We start from the raw sequence: 21,765 nt of genomic DNA, 5'->3' as shown, positions 1-21,765 counted from the left end.
AATCACGATCCCCCACCCCTGTCCAGAAAGGAAAACCGGACCATGGCAAAGGCATTCGCGTCGCAAGGCGACATGACGGAAAAGAAAATCACCTTTGATGAGATTGGCGACGGGCTTTACGCCTTCACCGCCGAGGGTGACCCGAACTCGGGCGTGATCATTGGCGACGACAGCGTCATGATCGTTGAGGCCCAGGCCACCCCACGGTTGGCCAACAAGGTCATCGAATGTGTGCGTTCGGTAACTGATAAACCAATCAGCCATGTAGTGTTGACCCACTATCACGCGGTGCGCGTATTGGGCGTGTCAGCCTATGGCGCGGATCAGATCATCATGGGCGACACCGCCCGCGCGATGGTTGTTGAGCGTGGTCAAGAAGACTGGGACAGCGAATTCCAACGCTTCCCGCGTCTGTTTGAAGGGCACGAAAGCATCCCGGGCCTGACCTTCCCAACCACCACATTCTCGGATGATATGACCGTCTATTTGGGTAGCCGCCGCATTGATTTGATGCATCTTGGCCGCGCCCACACCGCTGGGGACATCGTTATTCATGTGCCGGATCAGAACGTCATGTTTACTGGTGACATCGTAGAAGATCACTCGGCTTGTTATTGCGGGGACGGTCATTTCAGTGATTGGGGCGACACGCTCGACAACATCGCCGCCTTCGACGTGGACGCGATTGCGCCAGGTCGTGGCGGTGCACTGATCGGCACGGACGCCGTCGACCGCGCCATCGAAAGTACCCGCGACTTTGTCTACAGCACCTACGCCCCTGCCGCCAAAGTGGCTGCGCGTGGTGGTTCGCTGAAGGAAGCATGGGATGCCGTGCGCGCCGAATGTGACCCTAAGTTTGCGGACTACGCGATCTATGAGCATTGCCTGCCCTTCAACGTCGCCCGCGCCTATGACGAAGCACGTGGCATTGACACGCCCCGCATCTGGACCGCCCAGCGCGATCTTGAGATGTGGGAAGCCTTGCAAGGTTAAAACTTGCCGGGGTGTGGTGACGCAAATCAGCGCATCCCTTTCCGTTTCGTAGCTTTCGCAACGAAATTCGCTACAATGCGTATCGGCGACCATCGCCAGCCGGAGGAGAACCGCATGAACAAGATTTTCGAAGTCCCGCTTTATTCCTATCAGCGCAGCCCCGATCAGGACGCATCAGCGTCCGTACGCCATCCGGTGGTGATTATCGGTGCCGGACCCGTTGGGCTTGGCATGGGGATTGACCTCGCCCAACAGGGGGTGAAAGTCGTTATCGTAGATGAAAACGATAAGGTCAGCTTCGGCTCGCGTGCGATCTGTTTTGCCAAGCGACCGCTGGAAATCCTTGATCGGCTCGGATGTGGTCAAGCCATGGTCGACAAGGGTGTCAAATGGGATGTCGGCAAGGTATTCTTTGACGATCGCGAGGTCTATAAGTTCGAGCTTCTGCCCGAGAAAGGTCACCAGCGTCCGGCGTTTATCAATCTTCAGCAATACTATTTCGAGGAATACCTGGTAAATCGCGTGCGCGAATTGGAGGCCGAAGGCGCACCTATCGAAATTCGTGGCGCCAACAAAGTCACGGCCATTGGCACCCATCCGACCCACGCGACGCTGGAAATCGATACCCCGGAAGGATCATACAACATTGAAGCCGATTGGCTGATCGCTTGCGATGGTGCTGGCTCTCCGACGCGGCAGATGCTGGGTCTGGATTTCGTCGGACGCGTGTTTGAAGACAACTTTCTGATCGCCGACGTAATCATGGAGGCAGATTTCCCCACCGAGCGTTGGTTCTGGTTCGACCCGCCCTTCAACCGCGGCCAGTCCGCCCTTCTACACAAGCAACCCGATGGCGTGTGGCGCATTGACCTGCAACTGGGTTGGGACATCGACAAAGACGAAGAAAAGAAACCCGAAAATGTGATCCCGCGCTTAAAAGCCATGCTGGGCGACGACGTGGACTTTGAGCTTGAATGGGTCTCGATCTATACATTCCAGTGCCGCCGGATGGAGAAGTTCCGCTATGGCCACGTGCTGTTCGCAGGTGATGCCGCGCACCAAGTATCGCCCTTCGGCGCAAGGGGTGCGAACTCGGGCCTGCAAGACACCGACAACCTTGGTTGGAAACTGAAACTGGTGATCGACGGCAAGGCTGATGAAGCATTGCTGGACAGCTATGACATTGAACGTATCCATGGCGCGGATGAAAACATCCTGAATTCGACCCGCTCGACCGATTTCATCACCCCAAAATCCGAGATGAGTCTCCTGCTTCGCGACTCCGTTCTGGATTTGGCCGAGCATTACGAGTTTGCCCGTCCTTTGGTAAATTCGGGCCGACTGTCGGTTCCCTGTACCTATGATGGCTCACCGTTGAATTCCGCCGACGCTCTGGACGGGCCAATCAAAACACGTCCCGGTTCACCTTGTCCTGATGTGCCGTTAGGGGATGAGTACCTGTTGCCGAAACTAGGTAATAAATTCACTTTGCTCACCATCGACGCTGACGCACCGGATGTCATCGAAGAAGGTGGGATTACGGTCGAACGTCTGGCGCTGTCCGTTAGGGACGATAAAACCGGGGCGTTGAATGAACGCTATCTGGGCCACGCGCCCAGCGCAGTGTATCTGATCCGGCCCGACCAGCACGTCGCCGCCCGCCGCCCCAGCTTTGATGAAAATCTGTTCCGCGCCGCAATTCGTCGTGCGACGGGGAAGGAGTAACCGAAATGACTGAACTTATCCTGACACCGAACATCAACCGCGCTGATGATTTCTACGCAGAGCTTCTGGCCGCCCATGAAGGTTTGTCGAAAGATGACAGCGATGCCTTGAACGCGCGCTTGATTCTGATTCTAGCCAACCATATTGGCGACCGTGACGTGCTAAGCCAGGCGGTGAATGCTGCAGGGTTACCTGATTAGAACTGGTTACACAAAGTGCAGGCAACCCGGCGATCAAGTCGGGCTTTTTGGTTTACCTCACAGGCTTTTGCACGGGTTTCACAAATATACCGATCAGAACCATAATCGCTGAAATCTGACCCAGAATAACAGCGGGCCAGATAAGTGCGAACTGACCATCAACGAATTTTTGCGGCCCGAATGACAACAACGCGATTACCACGGCGAGCAAGGCAAAAGCTCGCCCTGCCCCTGACGAAACCGGCCCAAGGATAATTGCCGCAGACGCAACAGCAAAGCTTACAGCGAGTATTGGCGCGATGCCGCCCAGAGGGATCTTCGCGGGTGGATGCGGCGCAAGACCTGCAAACAATGACATTAGCATAATGGCCTGCAAGATGATCAGCATGACAAGCCCTGCAACAGCGGTTTCAGTAGGTCGGGTCAGCATTTTAGCGACTCCTTATCCGTAATTATGTGTACGCTTGCCTATATCCGTATTCATGTGTACGGCTCTGGTCAACAGAAAAGTGAGCCATCATGAAAGATGACACCCGAACCAAGCGGCAAAAACAGATCGAACTGGCCGCCTATCGCGTCTTGGAAGACAAGGGGTTTGCAGGCGCATCAATGCTCGCGATCGCCAAGCAGGCCAAAGCCTCGAACGAGACTCTGTATCGCTGGTATGGGGATAAGACTGGTTTGTTTAGTGCTTTGGTGGCGCGCAACGCGGCCGACCTGAAGTCAATGTTGGAAGAACATCTGCGCACAAAAACGACGCCGTCACAGATACTCGCCCGTATTGCTCCCGCTTTGCTTGGTGTTCTTGTCAGCGATCAGGCCATCGCTTTAAACCGGGCTGCTGCGGCAGATAGCTCCGGCATTCTTGGTCAGGCAATCATGAAATCTGGTCGTAACACAATTGCGCCGCTGATTGCCGAAACGCTTGAGCGGGCAAAGGACGAAGGTGAACTAATGTTCGAAACTACCGACGACGCAGTTTCACTGTTTCTGGATCTTCTGGTAGGCGACCTGCAGATCAGACGCGCCATCGGTCAGGTCGCAGCACCGTCGTTAGTGGAAATCGAAAGACGCGCGAGCCAGACACTCGCGCGTTTTCATATCTTGTTGGCGCCTTAGCTTGGGTCAGCCGTGGTGCGTAGATAAGGCAGTTTGATATCGACATCACCAAATTTGGCTTTTGCTTCGTCGTCACTCAACGACAACGCAACAATCACGTCCTGCCCTTTGACCCAGTTGGCAGGTGTGGCGATCGGGGTGCCAAAGGTGGCTTGAAGACCATCCAGTGCGCGCAGCACTTCGGCAAAGTTGCGACCCACTGACATCGGATAGGTCATGATCAGCTGCACCTTTTTGTCAGGCGAGATGATGAACACAGACCGGACAGATGCGGAATCAGCCGCTGTGCGTCCGTCGGGCAGATAGGCATCAGCGGGCAACATGTCGAACATCTTGGACACAGCCAGATCTTCGTCGGCAATGATCGGGAAGCTGGCCTTAGCGCCCGAATAGCCCTCGATATCTTTTTTCCAGCTAACATGTTCAGCAGCACTGTCCACGGACAGACCGATCACTTTGGTGCCACGTTTCTCCCATTCATCCGCAAGCTGGGCAACTGCGCCGAACTCGGTCGTGCAGACGGGGGTGTAATCTTTGGGGTGGGAAAACAAGATGGCCCATTCATCACCAATCCAGTCGTGAAATTTGATTTTTCCCTGATCCGTTTCCGCTGTAAAATTTGGCACGGTGTCGTTTATGCGAAGTCCCATGTGGTCTCTCCTGTCCAGGTGTTTGCTTGTCATAGAGTTACGGCCTGTTTCGCTTTTTTAAAGACCCTGAGCGGGATAAGGCGCAATTAAATCGTCGCACCCCCATAATTTGATCAAATCTTGTTTCCGTGGGTTGCGCCGGACAATTCCCGGTGCCAGAGTGCAGGCAAATCCGACCAAGGAGACTGGAATGATCGAAAAACGCGACTTCTATATCAACGGCCAATGGGTGGCACCCGCCGCGCCCAAAGACCTGAATGTCATCGACCCGTCGACCGAAGAGGTTTGCGCGGTCATTTCGCTGGGCGATCAAGCAGACACCGACGCTGCCGTCGCTGCGGCCAAAGCGGCTTTTGTCGATTGGGGCTTCTCAAAGAAAGAAGACCGTCTGGCGCTGATCGAAACCCTTCTGAATGTCTATCAGAAGCGCTCGGACGATCTGGCCGAAGCGATGAGCGTGGAAATGGGTGCCCCGATTGATCTGGCCCGCACCGCGCAGGCTGGATCGGGCACGTGGCACATCCAGAACTTCATCACGGCGTTCAAGGATTTCGAATTCGACAAGATGTTGGGTGCTCATGCGCCGAATGATCGTCTTCTCTATGAACCCATTGGCGTATGCGCGCTGATCACGCCGTGGAACTGGCCGATGAATCAGGTTTCGCTGAAGGTCGTGGCGGCGATGGCGGCAGGATGCACCATGGTTTTGAAACCTTCCGAAATCGCACCGCTCTCCTCGATCGTCTGGAGCGAGATTGTGGACGAAGCGGGCTTCCCCGCTGGTGTCTATAACATGGTGAACGGCGACGGCATGGGCGTCGGCACGCAACTGTCCACCCATCCCGATGTGGACATGGTAAGCTTCACCGGTTCGACGCGCGCAGGCATTGCCATTTCGAAAGCTGCCGCCGATACGCTCAAGCGCGTGTCTCTAGAACTGGGCGGCAAAGGTGCCAACATCATCTTTGACGATGCTGACGATAAGGCAGTGAAACGGGGCGTGATGCACATGATGCAAAACACCGGTCAAAGCTGCAACGCTCCGTCGCGGGTGTTGGTACAACGCGGCGTCTATGAACAAGCTATCGAAACCGCGCGCGAAGCCGCCGAGAAGGTTCAGGTTGGCCCCGCCAATCAGGAAGGCCGTCATATCGGCCCCGTGGTCAGCGAAGCCCAGTGGAACAAGATCCAGGACCTGATCCAGGCTGGCATCGACGAAGGGGCGCGCCTGATCGCTGGCGGTACTGGTCGCCCTGAGGGTTTGAACAAGGGCTACTATGTGAAACCGACAGTCTTTGCGGACGTAAACAACCAGATGACCATCGCCCGCGAAGAAATCTTCGGCCCGGTGATGGCGATGATTCCCTTCGACACCGAAGAGGACGCCATCGAGATCGCCAACGACACCGTTTATGGCTTGACCAACTATGTCCAGACACAGGACGGCCAGCGCGCCAATCGCGTGGCCCGTAAGATGCGGTCCGGCATGGTCGAAATGAACGGCACATCCCGCGCCGCAGGCTCGCCTTTCGGTGGCTATAAGCAGTCCGGCAACGGGCGCGAGGGCGGCGTTCTGGGGATCGAGGATTTCCTTGAGGTCAAAGCCGTGTCGGGCTGGTCGAACGACTGATCCGAAGACATACAACTCGAAAGGCCCGCGATCTGCGGGCCTTTTTTGTGGGTCAGCGTTTTTCAAACACGATGATGGCCTCACCCACCGTGATCCCAAATTTCTTCACATAGGCTCGGTTCAACACACGATCATCAGATAACAACCACATCCAGTCATCAAAATCGACACGGGTGGTTTTTCCGTCCCGACCGGGCAGGTCGATGCGATAGGTCCAGTTAAACGTATCGCCACGCTCTTCACCGGTTGCCTGTCCAATCACGCCGGGCGCGGTGCCAGACCATGTATCGTCACCTGTTTTGTTTAAGGTCCAGATGCGCTGCTCGGTGCTACCATCGGCATAGATGAAATCCTCGACCAGCGTCAGGGTCTGCCCATCCCACGTGCCATTGATATCAACTTCAAAGCGTCGCTTTACATTGCCGAACAGGTCTTGAAACTGCCCATGGGCGACAGTTTTACCCTGAAAGAACTCTTCAAGGTTCAAATTTCGGGTGCTAAGCTTGGGATCATCCAGATCAGGTGCGCCACTACAGCCAATCAAAAGCGCAAAGGCCAAAGCGGAAAGTCTCAGTTTCATATCATCCCCAGCGCGTTGTTACTTAATTGATACGCCGAAAGAACCGCTTTGGATCACTTTGCGCCGTCAGGCGCGTCGCACCACCACCGACCCGACCGAATACCCCGCGCCGAAGGAACAGATCACCCCGGTATCCCCCGGCGCCAGGTCGTCCGAGTATTTCGAGAACGCGATGATCGACCCGGCCGAGGACGTGTTGGCATAGTCTTGCAGGATATTGGGCTGTTCACCTTCTTCCGGTGTGCGGCCCAGAACCTTCTTGCCGATGAAATCATTCATGGTCTTATTGGCCTGATGCAGCCAGAGGCGTTTCAAGTCATCGGGCGTGACGCCGATGTCGCCGATATGGTCCAGAATGTGCTTCGACACGATCGGCAGCACTTCCTTGAACACTTTGCGCCCGTTCTGCATAAACTGCATGTCACGACGATCCGGCAGGTCTTCGCCTGCCTCGCGCGTGCGACGCAGGAAACCGTTGTTGTTGCGGATGTTGTTGGAAAACTGGGTCAGGCAGCGGGTCGACAAGATGTCGAAATGGTCGCCCTTGGCGTCCTCTTTCCGTTCGATCAGGGTGGCGGTGGCCACATCGCCAAAGATGAAATGGCAATCGCGGTCGCGCCATTCCAGATGCGCCGAACAGATCTCGGGATTCACCACCAACGCGCGTTTGACCGACCCCGACCGGATCATGTCGGCGGCGGCCTGAATGCCGAAAGTGGCCGAAGAACAGGCGACGTTCATATCGAACCCAAACCCACCCGCGCCAAGTGCCTCTTGGATTTCAATCGCAATTGCGGGATAGGCGCGTTCATGGTTCGACGCAGCACAGATGATCAGGTCAACTTCGTCTGCTGTGCGTCCCGCCAGTACCAGCGCCTTTTTACAGGCATCCACACCCATCTCGGTCATGATGCCGGGTTCATCATCCCTGCGTTCGCGCAGCGTCGGGTGCATGATGTCTGGATCCAGCACACCGATCTTGTCCATGACATAACGCTGGTGGATGCCCGAGGCCGAGACAATGAAATCTTCACTGGAATGCCCAATCGGCTGAGCCTCACCCGCAGCAATGGCATCTGCATGTTCGGCATTCTGCTTGTCAGCATAAGCGTTAAACGCTTCGACAAGCTCGGCATTGGTGATGGTTTGTGCGGGTGTGAACACCCCGGTGCCAGAAATGACAGGCTGGATCATGTGGGACTCCTCAAACGTTGGGCCAGTCAATCAGGAAGCGATGCGGGCGACAAGGGGAACTGACTCTAGGTCATACCCATCAGAAAGGGCATTTGGCCTTGAAGGTCAGCCCTTTTCCGCCATCCGGGTGCCGCACACGCAGGCTTTCGGCGTGTAGCATCAAGCGCGGAGCATTGCGTGCCTCGCCTTCAGCATAGAATGGGTCGCCTAGGATGGAGTGGCCGATTTCCTTCATATGAACCCGCAACTGATGGCTGCGCCCAGTTTGGGGGAACAGCCGCATGCGCGTGGCGTCATCCTCGTATTTCAGAACCTTCCAATTGGTGATCGCGGGCTTTCCGTTCTCGAAATCCACGTGTTGCTTGGGGCGATTTGGCCAATCAACAATCAGCGGCAGATCAACGATGCCCTCACGCTCTGGCACATGCCCCCAAACGCGGGCGACATAAACTTTTTTCACTTGCCGCTTTTCAAACTGAAGGCCCAAGTGCCGTTGGGCGTGTGGGGTCATCGCAAACACCATAATGCCCGATGTGTCCCGATCCAGCCGATGCACCAGAAGCGCGTCGGGAAACACCGCCTGAATACGCGCAATCAGGCAATCGGCCAGATGTTCGCCCTTGCCCGGCACGGACAACAGCCCTGCAGGTTTGTCGACCAACAAAAGCTCGTGATCTTGATGGACGATCACTAGCGGGTCATCGGGTGGCAGATATTCGTCAGACATGCGCGCGGGATAGCCTGTGTGACGGCTGCCGACAAGAGTCAGTGGCGGCGACGCATCCCACGCAGCATTGTGGTGGTATAGATCACCAACGCCAGCCAGATCAGCGGAAAGGCGATCCGCTTGGCCCCGACGAACGGCTCGTCAAACACGAAGACCGCAACCAGAAAGATCATCGTTGGTGCGATGTATTGCAGGATCGCGATGGTCGACAGCCGCAAAAGCTTCGCGCCATTGGCATAGAGCATCAAGGGAACCGCCGTCACCACGCCGCAGCCCAGCAAAAGTGCGGTGTCCAAACCGGTAAGCAGGAAATGGCTTTGCCCCTGCGCGGTCAGCCACGCCATACATACCAGCGCGGGGATCAACAAGATCAGCACCTCGAGCAAAAAGCCCTGATTGGGGCCAATGGGCAGGGATTTCTTGCACAGCGCATAAAACCCCCATGTCAGAGTCAGGCCAATTGCCACCACCGGCAGTCTGCCCGCGTCAAGCGTCAGGATCACGACCGCGATAAAGGCTAACGCCACGGCAACCATCTGCGCGCGGTTCATTCGTTCGCCCAGCAAGACCGTTCCGAGAAAAATCGAAAACAATGGGTTAATATAATAGCCCAGCGCGGCTTCTAGGGTCTGTTCGTGCGCGATTGCCCAGACGTAGATGCCCCAGTTTACCGAAATCAATCCAGCGGTCAGTACTGCCAGAAGCAACATCCGCGGATTGGCAATCGCTTCGCGCAAGGCACGGGTACGACCGGACGCAATCAGAATAACCCCCGCCACAGGCACCGACCAGATGACGCGGTGCGCCACGACTTCAATCGCGGGCATATGAGACACGGCCTTCATGTAAAGCGGAAGAAATCCCCACAGGAAATAGGCTGAAATCGCCAACCCCAGCCCTTTCGGGGTGTCTTCGTTTTTTGGCCTGCTGAGATCCGTCATCGCGCGCTCCTTCCTCTTGCTTGTAAGGCAGTTGAGGCAGGAAGCGATAGCGGGATTTCTGTGCGCATTTTCATAACGAAACGTGATGAATCATTGCTTTGCCGCTTTGACACGCATCCAGGCATCTTTAACCAGCTCGTAACTAAGCCAAGGCGCCTCTTTCCCCGCTCCGATCAGGTCCAATTTCCTTTTCGCCAAGAGTATCGCACCCAACTTCTCTGTCGCTTTTTGCGACCGAATACTGGATGGGTCAATGTGAAACCAGACTCGTTCAAACGACTCGAATGCATGATCCAACATCAGCGTTTTCATCTCGAAATTTGTCACGCCGCCCCAATAGAGATGGTTCAGAAATGTGAACCCAATCGCGATGTCGTTCGGCGCATCAGGTCCGACATAGTAGCGCGAACAACCGATCAGGTTGCCACTGTTCTTGTCGGTTACTACGCAGGTGCCACCAGCGCACAGCAGGAAATCAAAATAGGGGTTAAAGACTTTGGCGTTATGTCGGTCACGCACCGGATGGCCTGCCCATGTTTTTGGGTCCTTGGCCGCGATTGCCAGCATTGCGCGGTCGCTTTCAAGCATCCCGCGCAATGCGATTGTTTCACCTTCCAACCCTGGCTGGTCATCAAATCTCATACGCGAACCCGCTCTGACTTCGGATCATACATTGGCTTCAGCGACGCCTTGGCGCTAACTCGCGTGCCCGCGACGTCAATTTCATAGCTTGAGGCCAAAACCTCGGCAGCGGTTTCACCTTTGCAAGGCACATACCCCATGCCGATCGCTGCCCCTAGATGGTGGCCGTAGCTTCCAGAGCTAAGATAGCCCACAATCTCACCATCCCGGAACAGCGGTTCATTGTGATAGAGCAGCGGCTCGGGGTCGGTCAGCTTAAACTGAACTAGGCGCTGTGACAGACCTTCTTCTTTCTTTGCCAATACCGCATCGCGCCCGATGAAGTCAGATTTGTCAGTTTTGACTGCAAATCCCAACCCTGCTTCAAGCACGTGGTCTTCACACGTGATGTCATGACCGAAATGTCGATACGCTTTTTCGATCCGGCAACTGTCCATCATATGCATGCCGCACAGCGTCAGCCCCATGTCCCGCCCTGCTTCAAAAATCGTCTCGAACGCATGAGCGGCCATATCGGAAGATACATAGATTTCCCACCCTAGCTCGCCCACATATGAAACACGATGAGCGCGGGCCAGACCCATGCCCAGTTCGATCTCTTGCGCGGTCCCAAACGGGTTTGTGTCGTTGCTGAAGTCTGCTGGGCTGATACGTTGCAGTAAAGCGCGGGAATTGGGCCCCATCACGGCCAGTACACCCTCACCTGCCGTCACATCGGTGATAACCACACGCGCGTCACCCACATGGCGGCGCATCCATGTCTCATCCGTCAGACGGGTGCCGGACGGTGTGACGACAAGGTATGCGGTTTCCGACAGGCGCGTGACGGTTACATCAGCTTCAATTCCGGCTCGTGCGTTCAGGAACTGGGTATATACGATCTTTCCCGCGGGCACCGACATGTCGGCGCCGCATACCCGGTTCAAAAACGCCTCGGCATCCGAGCCTTCGACACGGATCTTTCCAAAGGATGACATATCATACATACCAACCTTTTCACGCACCGCCTTGTGTTCGGCAGCGGCGTTGTCGAACCAGTTTGGGCGGCCCCAGGTGTATTCGTATCCCCCCACCTGCCCATCGCGGGCAAACCAGTTTGCCCGTTCCCACCCAGCGGTTTCGCCCATGACGGCACCCCGATCCAACAAGTGCTGGTGGAACGGCGTTCTCCGCACCCCGCGTGCAGTGGCCTTTTGGCGGAAGGGGAAGTGGTCGGCATAAAGCAGGCCCAGAGTTTCTTTCGAGCGCTCATAAAGGTAGTGCTTGTTGCCTTGGAACGGCTGCATCCGGCTGATGTCCACATCGCCCAGGTCAAAGGGCTTTTCGCCACTGTCCATCCATCGCGACAAGGCCATGCCTGCCCCGCCTGCAGACTGAATGCCGATCGAATTGAAACCTGCGGCCACCCAGACATTGTCCATCTCTGGTGCCAGGCCAAGGTGATAGGCATCGTCGGGCGTAAAGCTTTCGGGTCCGTTGAAGAAGGTGTGAATACCCGCCTCGGCCAGCATCGGCATCCGATTGCAGGCGGCTTCCAGAATGGGTTCGAAATGATCGAAATCTTCGGGCAGCTGGTCAAATTCAAAACTGTCAGGAATGCCGTCCATCGCCCAAGGTTTGGCGTTGGATTCAAACGCACCCAGCAAGATTTTTCCGGCGTCTTCCTTGTAGTAGGCGCATTCGTCAGGCACCCGCAGCACCGGCATTTGGGTCAGTCCTTTTATGCCTTCGGTGACGATATAGAAATGCTCGCATGCATGCAGCGGCACGTTCACACCCGCCATCTTGCCGACCTCATGCCCCCACATGCCTGCACAGTTTACGATCATGTCGCAAGCAATGGTGCCTTGATCTGACCCATCATCAGATACCCAATTGACACCTGTCACCCTGCGGCCGTCCCGGGTGATGCCGGTGACCTTCGTCCGCTCTTTAATCACTACACCGTTTTGTCGCGCACCTTTGGCCAACGCCAGCGCGATGTTGGCGGGGTCAGCCTGCCCATCGGTGGGCAACCAGATACCGCCAGTGACGCCCTCCAGATTGATATGCTCATATCGCTCTTTCACCTCAGCAGGCGACAGTTCTTCGCAAGGAACACCAAACGCACGGGCCATGGCGGCGCTGCGATAAAGCTCTTCCTTACGCTCATCCGTCAGCGCGACCGAGACCGAGCCACATTGCCGCATTCCCGTCGCCACGCCAGTTTCATCCTCCAGCCCCAGATACAAATCCGCCGAGTATTTGGCGAGCTTGGTCATGTTTGATGAGGTCCGCAGTTGACCGATCAGGCCGGCTGCATGCCACGTAGTGCCCGATGTCAGTTGCTTGCGCTCCAGAAGTACCACGTCTGTCCACCCCAGCTTGGCGAGGTGATAGGCAACGGAACATCCGATGACGCCGCCACCAATGATGACAACACGGGCATGTTTGGGAAGGCTCATGATCTTTCACTCCATGTGGGTTTGGGCTGACGGTTGCATGATCACTGGCCCCGAAACCTTTTCAATCCGTCACCACTGTCGGGAATCTGTCATCCTGCGGGGGCTCGCGTGCGCCTAAGGGCGGTGGGTGTAATCCCGAAGTGCTGTCCGAACAGGGTTGAGAAGCCATTGGCAAACCCGCATGCCAGCCCAATTTCACGCACACTCATCGACGTTTTCAGCAGTAACGTATTGGCTTGGTTTAACCGCAGCTCGCGATAATAGGTGTTGGGTGTGGTGCCGAAATGCTTGCGAAACTGACGCTCCAGTGAACGCTCCGAGATATTCAGAAAACCTGCAAGCTCGGATATCCGCAAAGGTTCTTCCAGGTTTGTCTGCATCAGCTCGATACACTGATCGAGCGGACGATTGCCGCTGCGTGACAGTTCCTTGCCGCCGAAGGGCTGAAGTGTGGATGAAGTTCGTATTGTTTCGTGCAGAAAAATGTCGGCGACAGTGGCCACAGCGGCGGCGCTGATATGGCCTCCAAGCATCCCCAGCACTAAATCATAGGTCGCCCCCATTCCGGCGCTCGTGGTAATCTGCCCATCATCCGCCACCAAAGCATAGGACCCCATTCCAGGAGTGCCGCGTTCGTTTAGAAGTGCGCGGTTTTCCCAATGGGTGGTGTGGCTCATCAGTTGCTCACCCGTCTCGGCGATATAGCGGCTTGCCGCTTCTGACAGCAGGATGACGCGTGTACCGGCCCATTGATAGGCTTTAATCTCACGCCGTAGTGACAGATCAGGCGCATCGGGATCAGAATTCCCAAGCACAAAAGCATACTGCGCCGTATGTTTGGAATCGAACGGATGCGTGTCGATTGTGATGCCTGCTCGACAAGTGATCGGCCCGCCGCGCTTAGACAACCAGCGCCAGCGAAAAGATTCTTTCGCTGTCACTCGATTGGCGGTTCGCAACAGCTCTACGACGGCAGTGAATTCGGTTAGAACGAAACCGTCTGCGACCAGAATATCGACCTGAACAGGCGAATTCGGCATATCACCCCCGCAGCCGTTCATTGGCAGGGTCCCACAGCGGTTGGTCGGGCTGCACGATAGCGGGGCGTCGTTCGCCGTAAATCTCGACCTCGAGTTGGCTGCCGGGGGTCGCCAGATCAGCCCGCACCATGCCCAGCGCGATCGAGGCATTCACTCTATAGCCCCAGCCGCCTGACGTGGTTTCCCCGACAATCTGACCGTCACGCCAAATGCACGACATAAAAGGCGCATCCGCATCGCCTGCGTCAACGATCAGGGTAACAAATCGCTTCTTCGGTCCCGCCTGTGCTTCCGCCTGCAACGCCGCTTTACCTGGGAAGTCCTGCGGCTTGTCCAAACGCACGAAACGATCCAGCCCACCTTCGAACATGGTGTAGTCGGTGGACAGGTCGCCTTTCCACGCGCGATACCCTTTCTCAAGCCGCAAACTGTCCAGCGCATACATGCCGAAGGGCTTGGCGCCCGCGCCGATCACTGCATCGTAAAGCGTGGGGATGCTGGCGTTCTCGGCGTGGATTTCCCAGCCCAGTTCCCCGGCAAAACTGACCCGCGCGAGGGCGCAGTCGACCCCAGCCACCGTCGCGGGCTGATGCGACAGCCAAGGCGCGGTCAGATCAGCCGTGGTTCCCAGACCTTCGAACAGGTCACGCGCTTTGGGTCCGGTGACAATCAGGGTGGAATAGTCTCTGGTATGGTCCGTCAGGCTAAGTCCTGCAGGCAACGCGCGGGCCAGCACTTCGAAGTCATGCCATTGCGCCGTGGCGGCGGTGATCAGGGTAAAGAAGTCGTCCGCATGACGCATACACGACATCTCGGTCAGGATGCGGCCACGGGCATCAGCGAAATACAGCAGGTTCATCCGCCCCACTTTAGGCAAGCCCCCGGTGCACATGCCGTGCAGCCATTCCGCGGCGCCAACGCCCGACAGGTTGAAGCGCGAAAACCCCGGCAGGTCCAGCACGCCCACACCGTCACGAACGGCCTCGCATTCTTCGCGGATACGTTGCTCCCACGGACCTGAGCGGCCCCATGTTTGCGTGGCCTCAAGCGAGGTATCATCACCGGGCTTCGCATACCAATTCGCGCGTTCCCAGCCGTTATAGACACCCATGACGCCACCAGCGGCGATTACCTTGTCATGCACAGGCGACAGTTTCCTGTCGCGCGCGGCGGGCCATTCGTGGCGGGGGAAATGCATGGCGTATTCGTTGCCGTAGACCTCCATCCCTTTCTGCACGCAGTAGTCGTGATCGGTATAGTCGGTGTAACGGCGCGGATCACACGCCCACATATCCCATTCGGTCGCCCCGTCGACGATCCATTCCGCCAGCACCTTCCCAGCACCACCACCCTGCGCGATCCCGAAGGTGAATACACAGGCCTCAAACGCGTTCTTCACGCCGGGCATGGGGCCGATCAGGGGCAGACCATCAGGGGCATAAGGGATCGGGCCGTTGATCACACGTGACACGCCAGCGGTGGCGAGCGCGGGCACACGCTCCATAGCGTCGGTCACGATATCCTCGATCCGATCCAGATCGTCATTCCAAAGTTGGAAGCTGAAATCGTCGGGCATCGGATCGGCCGCCGTGTCCCAATGTGCCCGACAGTTGGGCTCATATGGGCCAAGGTTGAAGCCGTGCTTTTCCTGCCGCAGATAATACGACACATCCACATCCCGCAGCAAAGGCAGCTTCTTCCCGGTTTCCTTTGTATACGTCTCTATTTCGGTGATTTCCTCAGACAACAGGTATTGATGGCTCATCACCATCATCGGCACGGTGCGCCCGCCGAAGGGCTTGAACCACTCGCCCACGCGTTGGGCATAGTAACCGGCCGCATTCACCACACAATCGCAGGCGATGTCGCCCTTTTCGGTGTGCACCGTCCACGTGCCGTCGTCGTGCTGGGTCACGCCTTCCGCTGGACAAAACCGCACAATCTTAGCCCCCATATCCCGCGCGCCTTTTGCCAGAGCCTGTGTCAACTGCGCCGGGTCAATGTCACCGTCATGAGGATCGTACAGCGAGCCCACAAGGTCGTGTGTTTCAAGAAACGGATATCGCGCCTTGGTTTCATCCGGGGTCAGGATCTCGATATCCATGCCCTGATAACGACCCATCGAGGCTGCACGCTGAAACTCCTGCATCCGTTCCTTCGTATGCGCCAAACGGATCGACCCGGTGACGTGGTAGTTCATCGGATAATCCACCTCGTCCCCCAACCGCGCGTAAAGCTCGGTCGAATAGCGCTGCATGTTCATGATCGCCCATGAGGTTGAGAAGGTCGGAACATTGCCCGCCGCGTGCCATGTAGACCCCGCCGTCAGCTCGTTCTTTTCCAGCAGAACGCAGTCAGTCCAACCCTTCTTGGCAAGGTGATACAGCGACGAGGCGCCAACGACACCACCGCCGATGATGACGACGCGGGCTTTGGTGGGGAAATCAGACATTTTGGGCTCCGTCTATTTAGGGTGTCACTGCGCGCTTTGCGGCAGGCCGTCTGTGATGTCGTAATAGTCGCCTTTGTCGGCAACAAAGATGTGCTTTTCCAGCTTCAGACCGGTTGGGCCGTCGATGGCACCCAACGAGAAACTGATCGTGTCTTCATCATGGGCTTTCCAGAACAGAAACGACCCGCAGAACGCGCAGAAGCCGCGCTTGGCCGTGGGGCTGGCCGCATACCAGGACACGTCACCAGTGATTGTCAGGTCGCGTTCCGGCACATAGGCAGACGACCAGATGCCGCCGGATTGTTTGCGGCACTGACCGCAGTGACACATCGAAATGCCGTTCGGCTTCGCGGACGTTTCGAATTGTATATTGCCGCAAAGGCAGCTTCCTTTGAGCATGGCGATCTCCTCAATAAACCGGCGGGGCGATGACCCAGATTGCGGTGGCAGGTTCGTCATAGGGATTTGCCCATTCGTGCAACTCGTTGCGAATACGAAAACTGTCGCCACGCGCGACCGTGAAACGTCGGCCGCCGATCGTCAGATCAAGCTTTCCAGACACTACATAGCCAAGCTCTTGTGTTGGACGAAACGCTGGCGCCTGCATTTTCGAGCGGGGTTCGAACGTGGAGTGAATCACTTCAAAATCATCCGTCAGGTCCGGCGAAAGCAGTTCTTCAATCAGCCCCTCATCGCCAGACCCCATCGGGCGGCGCGCTCCCGCACGCACGACATATCCCTGCTCATCTGCCAAGGCGGATGTATGTGCAAACAACAAGGACATCTGCACGCCCAACGCCTGAGCAATCATGCGCAGGTCCGAAATCGAAGGGTCCGATTTGTCCCGTTCAACCTGACTAAGCCAACCAACAGACCGGCCAAGTGCCACTGCCAACTGGGTCAGCGTCAATCCGCGCGACTTGCGCAGGGCGCGGATATCCGCGCCAAGGCTTCCGATTGAGGCGGGATCGCTGTGCAGCACCCTGAACATCCCTCACAGATTGAAACTATACGTGAAATTTTCACGTCTTTTTTCACGATGAGTCTAAGACATGATTCGACGCAAGTGGAATGTTCAACGTCGCTTACTGTGCGAAGGTGGCGTTCAGGATCGCGGCCAGCTGATCCGCATCCTCTTGCGTGAACGCGTCGGGCTGATTGCTGTCGATGTCGAAGACCGCAATCAGATCGCCTGCTTTGTTCCAGACCGGCAGCACCAGTTCGGACCGCGTTGACGAGGCACAGGCGATATGACCGGGAAACGCATCGACATCCGGCACCAATTGTGCCTGCCCCGTGCGCGCCGCTGCGCCACAGACCCCACGCGAAAACGGAACTCGCAAGCAGCCGTGCCCACCCTGATAGGGGCCGATTTTCAACATATCAGGCTCTGTTACACGGTAAAAACCCGTCCAGTCGAACCGGTCGTCCGCGTGATGCACCTCGCAGGCCAATGAGGCCATTAAGGCAACATCATCCGTCTCGCCTTCAGTCAGGGAGGCGATCACCTGCGACAGGTCATTGTAATCGACGCGCGCCATGGGTTCTCCAACATAAAAGGGCGCGCATAACCGCGCCCTTGTTCTATATTCTCGCGATCAGGCGCGTTCAATCGCAATGGCTGTCCCTTCACCACCACCGATGCAGATCGCAGCGATCCCTCGTTTGAGCCCGCGTTTTTCCAACGCGTTCAGCAAAGTCACGATGATCCGCGCGCCCGAGGCTCCGATCGGGTGGCCCAGCGCGCAGGCCCCGCCGTTCACGTTTACCTTGTCGCGCGGCAGACCGAACTCATGCATGAACGCCATCGGCACGACGGCGAAAGCTTCGTTCACTTCCCACAGATCGACGTCATCCGTGGTCCACCCCAACCGGTCCAACAGCTTCTTGGCGGCTGGCACCGGGGCGGTCGGGAAAAGGTTGGGTTCCTGAGCGTGGCTGGCATGCCCCAGAATGCGGGCGCGGATCTTCAGACCGTTGGCCTTGGCGGCATCCTCGGACGCGACGACCAGTGCCGCAGCCCCGTCGGAAATCGAGGAGCTGTTGGCCGGCGTGACCGTGCCGTCTTTGCGAAAGGCAGGTTTCAGCGTTGGAATCTTTTCTGGGCGGGCATTGCCGGGCTGTTCATCCTCGGCAACAACGACATCACCCTTGCGGGTCTTGACCGTCACAGCGGCAATTTCTCCTTCGAACGCACCAAACTTTTGCGCATCCAGCGCGTTTGACAGCGATTTCAGCGCATATTCATCCTGTGCCTCGCGGGTGAACTGGAAGCTTTCGGCGCAGTCTTCTGCAAACGTCCCCATCAGGCGACCCTTGTCATAGGCATCCTCAAGCCCATCCAGAAACATGTGGTCGATGACGGTGCCATGTCCAATGCGCGCTCCGCCTCGCATTTTCGGCAAAAGATACGGCGCTTCGGTCATGCTTTCCATGCCGCCTGCGACCATGATGTCCGTGCTTCCCAAAGCAACCTGATCGAACGCAATCATCGTGGTTTTCATCCCCGACCCACACATCTTATTCAGCGTGGTCGCAGGAACCTCTTTGCCAAGACCGGCCGCGAAACCTGCTTGGCGCGCGGGCGCTTGACCCTGCCCGGCAGGCAGAACGCAACCCATCAGAAGCTCCTGAATCTGAGTGGCAGAAGCGCCAGCATCCCCCAACGCCGCCTTGATGGCAGCGCCCCCCAATTCAGCGGCCGTGACACCTGAGAACGCACCCTGAAATCCAGCCATCGGTGTGCGCGCGGCACCAGCAATTACGACATTCTTCATCGTCCACTCCATCCCTTTTGCAAATTCCTGACCACGCTTACCGAATGGTAACGATCGCCGTCTAGACTGTAGTTCTACCAATCTCGGGAAGGAGAATACAATTGGAACTTGCTCATGTTGATACCGCCGACGCGCGGGTGATCACTGTTGGCGAAAACAGGATCGACGCTGCCATTGCGATCAGTTTCAAAGATCGAATGCGCGAACTGACCGACGGTGGACCAAACCGCATCATCGTGGATATGGCCAAGGTCGATTTCATTGACTCCAGCGGGCTTGGCGCGATTGTTGCGGCCATGAAGCAGGTCGGTTCTACAAAATCGTTTGAATTGGCTGGTCTGTCCGGAACTGTGCAAAAGGTGTTCAAACTGACCCGCATGGATACGGTGTTCACGATCCACGCCGCTATTGATACCGCTTTGGGCGGCCCTGTCGCAGATGTCGGCTGAGGCGCTTTGCTTTATGGGGCAGGCCAATCACCGACATAAATCGGCACTAACGCCGGAAACGGACGAAATGAATCTTGTCTTCCCCGCTCGTCCAATGGCTGTGCGCCGTGCGCTGCAAGCCTCAATGACGGGTCTTGCCCGCCTGAATCTGACGATCGATGAACAGGGTATTATCGAAATTGTACTGGCGGAAGTTCTGAACAATGTGGTGGAGCACGCATATGCTCACCACAAGAGTGGTGTCATCGAATTACGCGTGAAGCGTATGTCGGACAACCTTTGTTTCACGGTTCTCGATGATGGGGTTCCCCTTCCAAAAGGCAATCTTCCAGAGCATACAAGGCACACTTTGAGCGGCCCACTTGAAGACCTGCCCGAAGGCGGGTTTGGTTGGTCCCTGATTCAAGATTTGACACAGGATCTGCACTATGTACGCAGCGATGTCAGGAACAGGCTGAATTTCACAATTGCCCTTGCCGACACGCAGATAAGCTGACCATCCAGATCTTTCGCTCAAATTTTACAAACGCCCACATGAGAGCCGCCAATCTGCGTCTTGGCAAGTGCTGCGTCACCTCCTAGTCTTCGCAAAAGCGACTAAGAGAGGGTCTATGCGAGACTTCCATCTGCCCGGGCGGTCACCCGTTTTTGCCACAAACGGAGTTTGCGCCACGTCGCATCCCTTGGCTGCACAGGTAGCAGTACGCATTTTGGAATCCGGGGGAAATGCTGTCGACGCCGCGATTGCTGCCGGGGTGCTTCTGGGAATTTGCGAGCCGCAGATGACCGGGATCGGCGGGGATTGTTTCGTCCTGTTGGATGCGCCGGGTCAGAAAGACATTATCGCGTTGAACGGATCAGGACGCGCGCCTGCGAGATTTTCTGCAGACGCGTTGCGCGATAGTGGGCTAACCCAAATACCGGAACGTTCCATTCATGCGGTGACGATCCCCGGCGCTGTTGACGCGTTTTGCACATTGTCAGAAGATTGGGGCCGATTGTCGCTTGCTGAAACGCTCACCCCGGCCATCCACTATGCCGAAACCGGCGTTCCAGTAGCGCCGCGTGTCGCGTTGGATTGGACAATAGCAGACCGCGATGCCCTGCTTTCCGGCACAGCGCGGAGTTTTTACCTTCAAAACGGAGCGGCACCACAGGTCGGTGACGTTTTCCGCGCGCCCATGCAAGCCAAAGCCCTTCGCGCCATCGCCAAAGACGGTCGCGCCGGTTTCTACGCAGGCGACGTGGCCGAAGACATGGTTAACAGCTTGAAAGCACTGGGTGGAGCCCATGAATTGGACGATTTCGAAAAGCCGCACGCTTTCTATACCGATCCGATTTCCGGCACTTACAAGGGTGTTGATCTTGTCGAACACCCACCCAACGGGCAGGGGGCCACGGCCATCCTGTTGGCGAATATCCTGTCGTGTTTTGATTTGACCGCGCTTGATCCATTGGGAGTTGATCGTGCCCATATCGAAGCAGAAGCCACCAAACTTGCATATGATGCCCGCAACCGGATCATCGCCGATCCGGACAAGACCGTGCGGCTGGAACATATGCTGTCACAGACCACTGCCAATCAACTGGCGGCGCTGATCAATCCGCGCCAAGCCATGCCGTCGGCGACGCGGCTCAGCGAAGCTGTGCATCGCGATACGGTCTATCTGACGGTAGTGGATCGCGACCGGATGGCTGTATCGCTGATCTATTCGATCTTCCATTCCTTCGGATCGGGGCTGGCGTCGGACAAGTATGGCATCCTGTTTCAGAACCGTGGTGCCGGTTTCAACCTGACCGAAGGACACCCTAATGAAGCAGGTGGCACCAAGCGCCCCATGCACACGATCATCCCCGGAATGCTGCGCGAAAACGGTATGGTCACGATGCCATTTGGCGTTATGGGCGGAGCATATCAACCCAACGGTCATGTGCGTTTTCTAAGCAATATGGTGGATTATGGGATGGACGTCCAAACCGCCATCGACGCCCCGCGCAGTTTTGCGGATCAGGGCGTTTTACGAATTGAACGTGGCTATGACCCCGATGTACAGGCGAAACTCGGTGAAATGGGGCACAGTATCACCGTATCCGACACACCAATCGGTGGCGGACAGGCCATTCGCGTAGATCATGAACGCGGCGTTCTGATAGGGGCGTCCGATCCCCGCAAAGACGGTTGTGCAATCGGATACTAGCGCG

22 protein-coding genes are annotated in these 21,765 nt (G+C 56.7%); 8 read left to right on the top strand and 14 right to left on the bottom strand.

Annotated elements, in window-relative coordinates; genetic code table 11:
* Positions 1 to 42: 42 nt before the first annotated feature.
* The 3 genes from MWU51_RS14510 (at position 43) to MWU51_RS14500 (ending at position 2,918) form a co-directional block, all read left to right on the top strand.
* Positions 43 to 993 carry an MBL fold metallo-hydrolase gene (locus MWU51_RS14510; protein ID WP_247038284.1) on the top strand — a complete coding sequence of 317 codons (951 nt, stop codon included), beginning with the start codon at positions 43 to 45 and terminating at the stop codon, positions 991 to 993.
* 114 nt (positions 994 to 1,107) lie between these two features.
* Entirely contained in the window at positions 1,108 to 2,718 is a 1,611-nt protein-coding gene (locus MWU51_RS14505; RefSeq protein WP_247038282.1) for an FAD-dependent oxidoreductase, read from the top strand.
* A gap of 5 nt (positions 2,719 to 2,723) precedes the next feature.
* Entirely contained in the window at positions 2,724 to 2,918 is a 195-nt protein-coding gene (locus tag MWU51_RS14500) for a DUF2783 domain-containing protein (protein ID WP_247038280.1), read from the top strand.
* 52 nt (positions 2,919 to 2,970) lie between these two features.
* On the opposite strand, the gene MWU51_RS14495 is transcribed toward MWU51_RS14500, so the two are convergent.
* A complete protein-coding gene (locus MWU51_RS14495; RefSeq protein ID WP_247038277.1) occupies positions 2,971 to 3,348 on the bottom strand; it encodes a hypothetical protein in 378 nt (125 codons plus the stop codon).
* Positions 3,349 to 3,437: 89 nt separating this feature from the next.
* Between MWU51_RS14495 and MWU51_RS14490 the strand changes: the two genes are divergently transcribed.
* On the top strand, positions 3,438 to 4,037 hold the full coding sequence (locus MWU51_RS14490; protein WP_247038275.1) for a TetR/AcrR family transcriptional regulator: 600 nt from the start codon (positions 3,438 to 3,440) through the stop codon (positions 4,035 to 4,037).
* Here MWU51_RS14490 and MWU51_RS14485 read toward each other — a convergent pair.
* Positions 4,034 to 4,687, bottom strand: a complete 654-nt coding sequence (locus MWU51_RS14485) for a peroxiredoxin (RefSeq protein WP_247038273.1) — start codon at positions 4,685 to 4,687, stop codon at positions 4,034 to 4,036. The genes MWU51_RS14490 and MWU51_RS14485 overlap by 4 nt on opposite strands.
* Before the next feature lie 190 nt (positions 4,688 to 4,877).
* Here MWU51_RS14485 and MWU51_RS14480 point away from each other — a divergent pair, with 190 nt between their 5' ends.
* Complete coding sequence (locus MWU51_RS14480; protein ID WP_247038271.1) at positions 4,878 to 6,317, top strand: aldehyde dehydrogenase family protein; 1,440 nt, start codon at positions 4,878 to 4,880, stop codon at positions 6,315 to 6,317.
* A 52-nt stretch (positions 6,318 to 6,369) separates the two neighbouring features.
* On the opposite strand, the gene MWU51_RS14475 is transcribed toward MWU51_RS14480, so the two are convergent.
* The 12 genes from MWU51_RS14475 to MWU51_RS14420 form a co-directional block, all read right to left on the bottom strand.
* Positions 6,370 to 6,897: a DUF3833 domain-containing protein gene (locus MWU51_RS14475; RefSeq protein ID WP_247038270.1), complete on the bottom strand. Its 528-nt coding sequence runs from the start codon at positions 6,895 to 6,897 to the stop codon at positions 6,370 to 6,372.
* A gap of 66 nt (positions 6,898 to 6,963) precedes the next feature.
* The gene (locus MWU51_RS14470; RefSeq protein WP_247038268.1) at positions 6,964 to 8,091 is read right to left on the bottom strand and encodes a beta-ketoacyl-ACP synthase III; all 1,128 of its coding nucleotides are present in this window, start codon (positions 8,089 to 8,091) and stop codon (positions 6,964 to 6,966) included.
* Positions 8,092 to 8,170: 79 nt separating this feature from the next.
* Positions 8,171 to 8,818: an RluA family pseudouridine synthase gene (locus tag MWU51_RS14465; RefSeq protein ID WP_247038266.1), complete on the bottom strand. Its 648-nt coding sequence runs from the start codon at positions 8,816 to 8,818 to the stop codon at positions 8,171 to 8,173.
* A 38-nt stretch (positions 8,819 to 8,856) separates the two neighbouring features.
* On the bottom strand, positions 8,857 to 9,759 hold the full coding sequence (gene rarD / locus MWU51_RS14460; RefSeq protein ID WP_247038264.1) for an EamA family transporter RarD: 903 nt from the start codon (positions 9,757 to 9,759) through the stop codon (positions 8,857 to 8,859).
* A 90-nt stretch (positions 9,760 to 9,849) separates the two neighbouring features.
* Positions 9,850 to 10,401 (bottom strand): GNAT family protein, encoded by a 552-nt coding sequence (locus MWU51_RS14455; protein ID WP_247038263.1) that lies wholly within the window; start codon positions 10,399 to 10,401, stop codon positions 9,850 to 9,852.
* Positions 10,398 to 12,845: an FAD-dependent oxidoreductase gene (locus MWU51_RS14450; RefSeq protein ID WP_247038261.1), complete on the bottom strand. Its 2,448-nt coding sequence runs from the start codon at positions 12,843 to 12,845 to the stop codon at positions 10,398 to 10,400. The genes MWU51_RS14455 and MWU51_RS14450 overlap by 4 nt, the downstream gene beginning before the upstream one ends.
* Positions 12,846 to 12,934: 89 nt before the next feature.
* On the bottom strand, positions 12,935 to 13,885 hold the full coding sequence (locus MWU51_RS14445) for a helix-turn-helix domain-containing protein (protein ID WP_247038259.1): 951 nt from the start codon (positions 13,883 to 13,885) through the stop codon (positions 12,935 to 12,937).
* Position 13,886: 1 nt separating this feature from the next.
* Entirely contained in the window at positions 13,887 to 16,337 is a 2,451-nt protein-coding gene (locus tag MWU51_RS14440; RefSeq protein WP_247038257.1) for an FAD-dependent oxidoreductase, read from the bottom strand.
* A 24-nt stretch (positions 16,338 to 16,361) separates the two neighbouring features.
* Positions 16,362 to 16,736 (bottom strand): GFA family protein, encoded by a 375-nt coding sequence (locus MWU51_RS14435; protein WP_247038255.1) that lies wholly within the window; start codon positions 16,734 to 16,736, stop codon positions 16,362 to 16,364.
* A 10-nt stretch (positions 16,737 to 16,746) separates the two neighbouring features.
* Positions 16,747 to 17,328 carry an XRE family transcriptional regulator gene (locus MWU51_RS14430; protein WP_247038253.1) on the bottom strand — a complete coding sequence of 194 codons (582 nt, stop codon included), beginning with the start codon at positions 17,326 to 17,328 and terminating at the stop codon, positions 16,747 to 16,749.
* A gap of 94 nt (positions 17,329 to 17,422) precedes the next feature.
* Positions 17,423 to 17,878: a GAF domain-containing protein gene (locus MWU51_RS14425; RefSeq protein ID WP_247038251.1), complete on the bottom strand. Its 456-nt coding sequence runs from the start codon at positions 17,876 to 17,878 to the stop codon at positions 17,423 to 17,425.
* 57 nt (positions 17,879 to 17,935) lie between these two features.
* Positions 17,936 to 19,114, bottom strand: a complete 1,179-nt coding sequence (locus MWU51_RS14420) for an acetyl-CoA C-acyltransferase (RefSeq protein ID WP_247038249.1) — start codon at positions 19,112 to 19,114, stop codon at positions 17,936 to 17,938.
* A gap of 101 nt (positions 19,115 to 19,215) precedes the next feature.
* Here MWU51_RS14420 and MWU51_RS14415 point away from each other — a divergent pair, with 101 nt between their 5' ends.
* From MWU51_RS14415 to MWU51_RS14405, 3 genes are all read left to right on the top strand, one after another.
* Positions 19,216 to 19,563 carry an STAS domain-containing protein gene (locus tag MWU51_RS14415; protein WP_247038247.1) on the top strand — a complete coding sequence of 116 codons (348 nt, stop codon included), beginning with the start codon at positions 19,216 to 19,218 and terminating at the stop codon, positions 19,561 to 19,563.
* Positions 19,564 to 19,576: 13 nt separating this feature from the next.
* On the top strand, positions 19,577 to 20,059 hold the full coding sequence (locus tag MWU51_RS14410; protein ID WP_247038245.1) for an ATP-binding protein: 483 nt from the start codon (positions 19,577 to 19,579) through the stop codon (positions 20,057 to 20,059).
* A 115-nt stretch (positions 20,060 to 20,174) separates the two neighbouring features.
* Positions 20,175 to 21,761, top strand: a complete 1,587-nt coding sequence (locus MWU51_RS14405) for a gamma-glutamyltransferase family protein (RefSeq protein WP_247038243.1) — start codon at positions 20,175 to 20,177, stop codon at positions 21,759 to 21,761.
* Positions 21,762 to 21,765: the final 4 nt, after the last annotated feature.

Source organism: Aliiroseovarius sp. F47248L (genome assembly GCF_023016085.1).
Taxonomy (GTDB): domain Bacteria; phylum Pseudomonadota; class Alphaproteobacteria; order Rhodobacterales; family Rhodobacteraceae; genus Aliiroseovarius.
The sequence above is the reverse complement of the archived record's forward strand: the minus strand, read 5'-3'. Positions and strand labels throughout refer to the sequence as shown.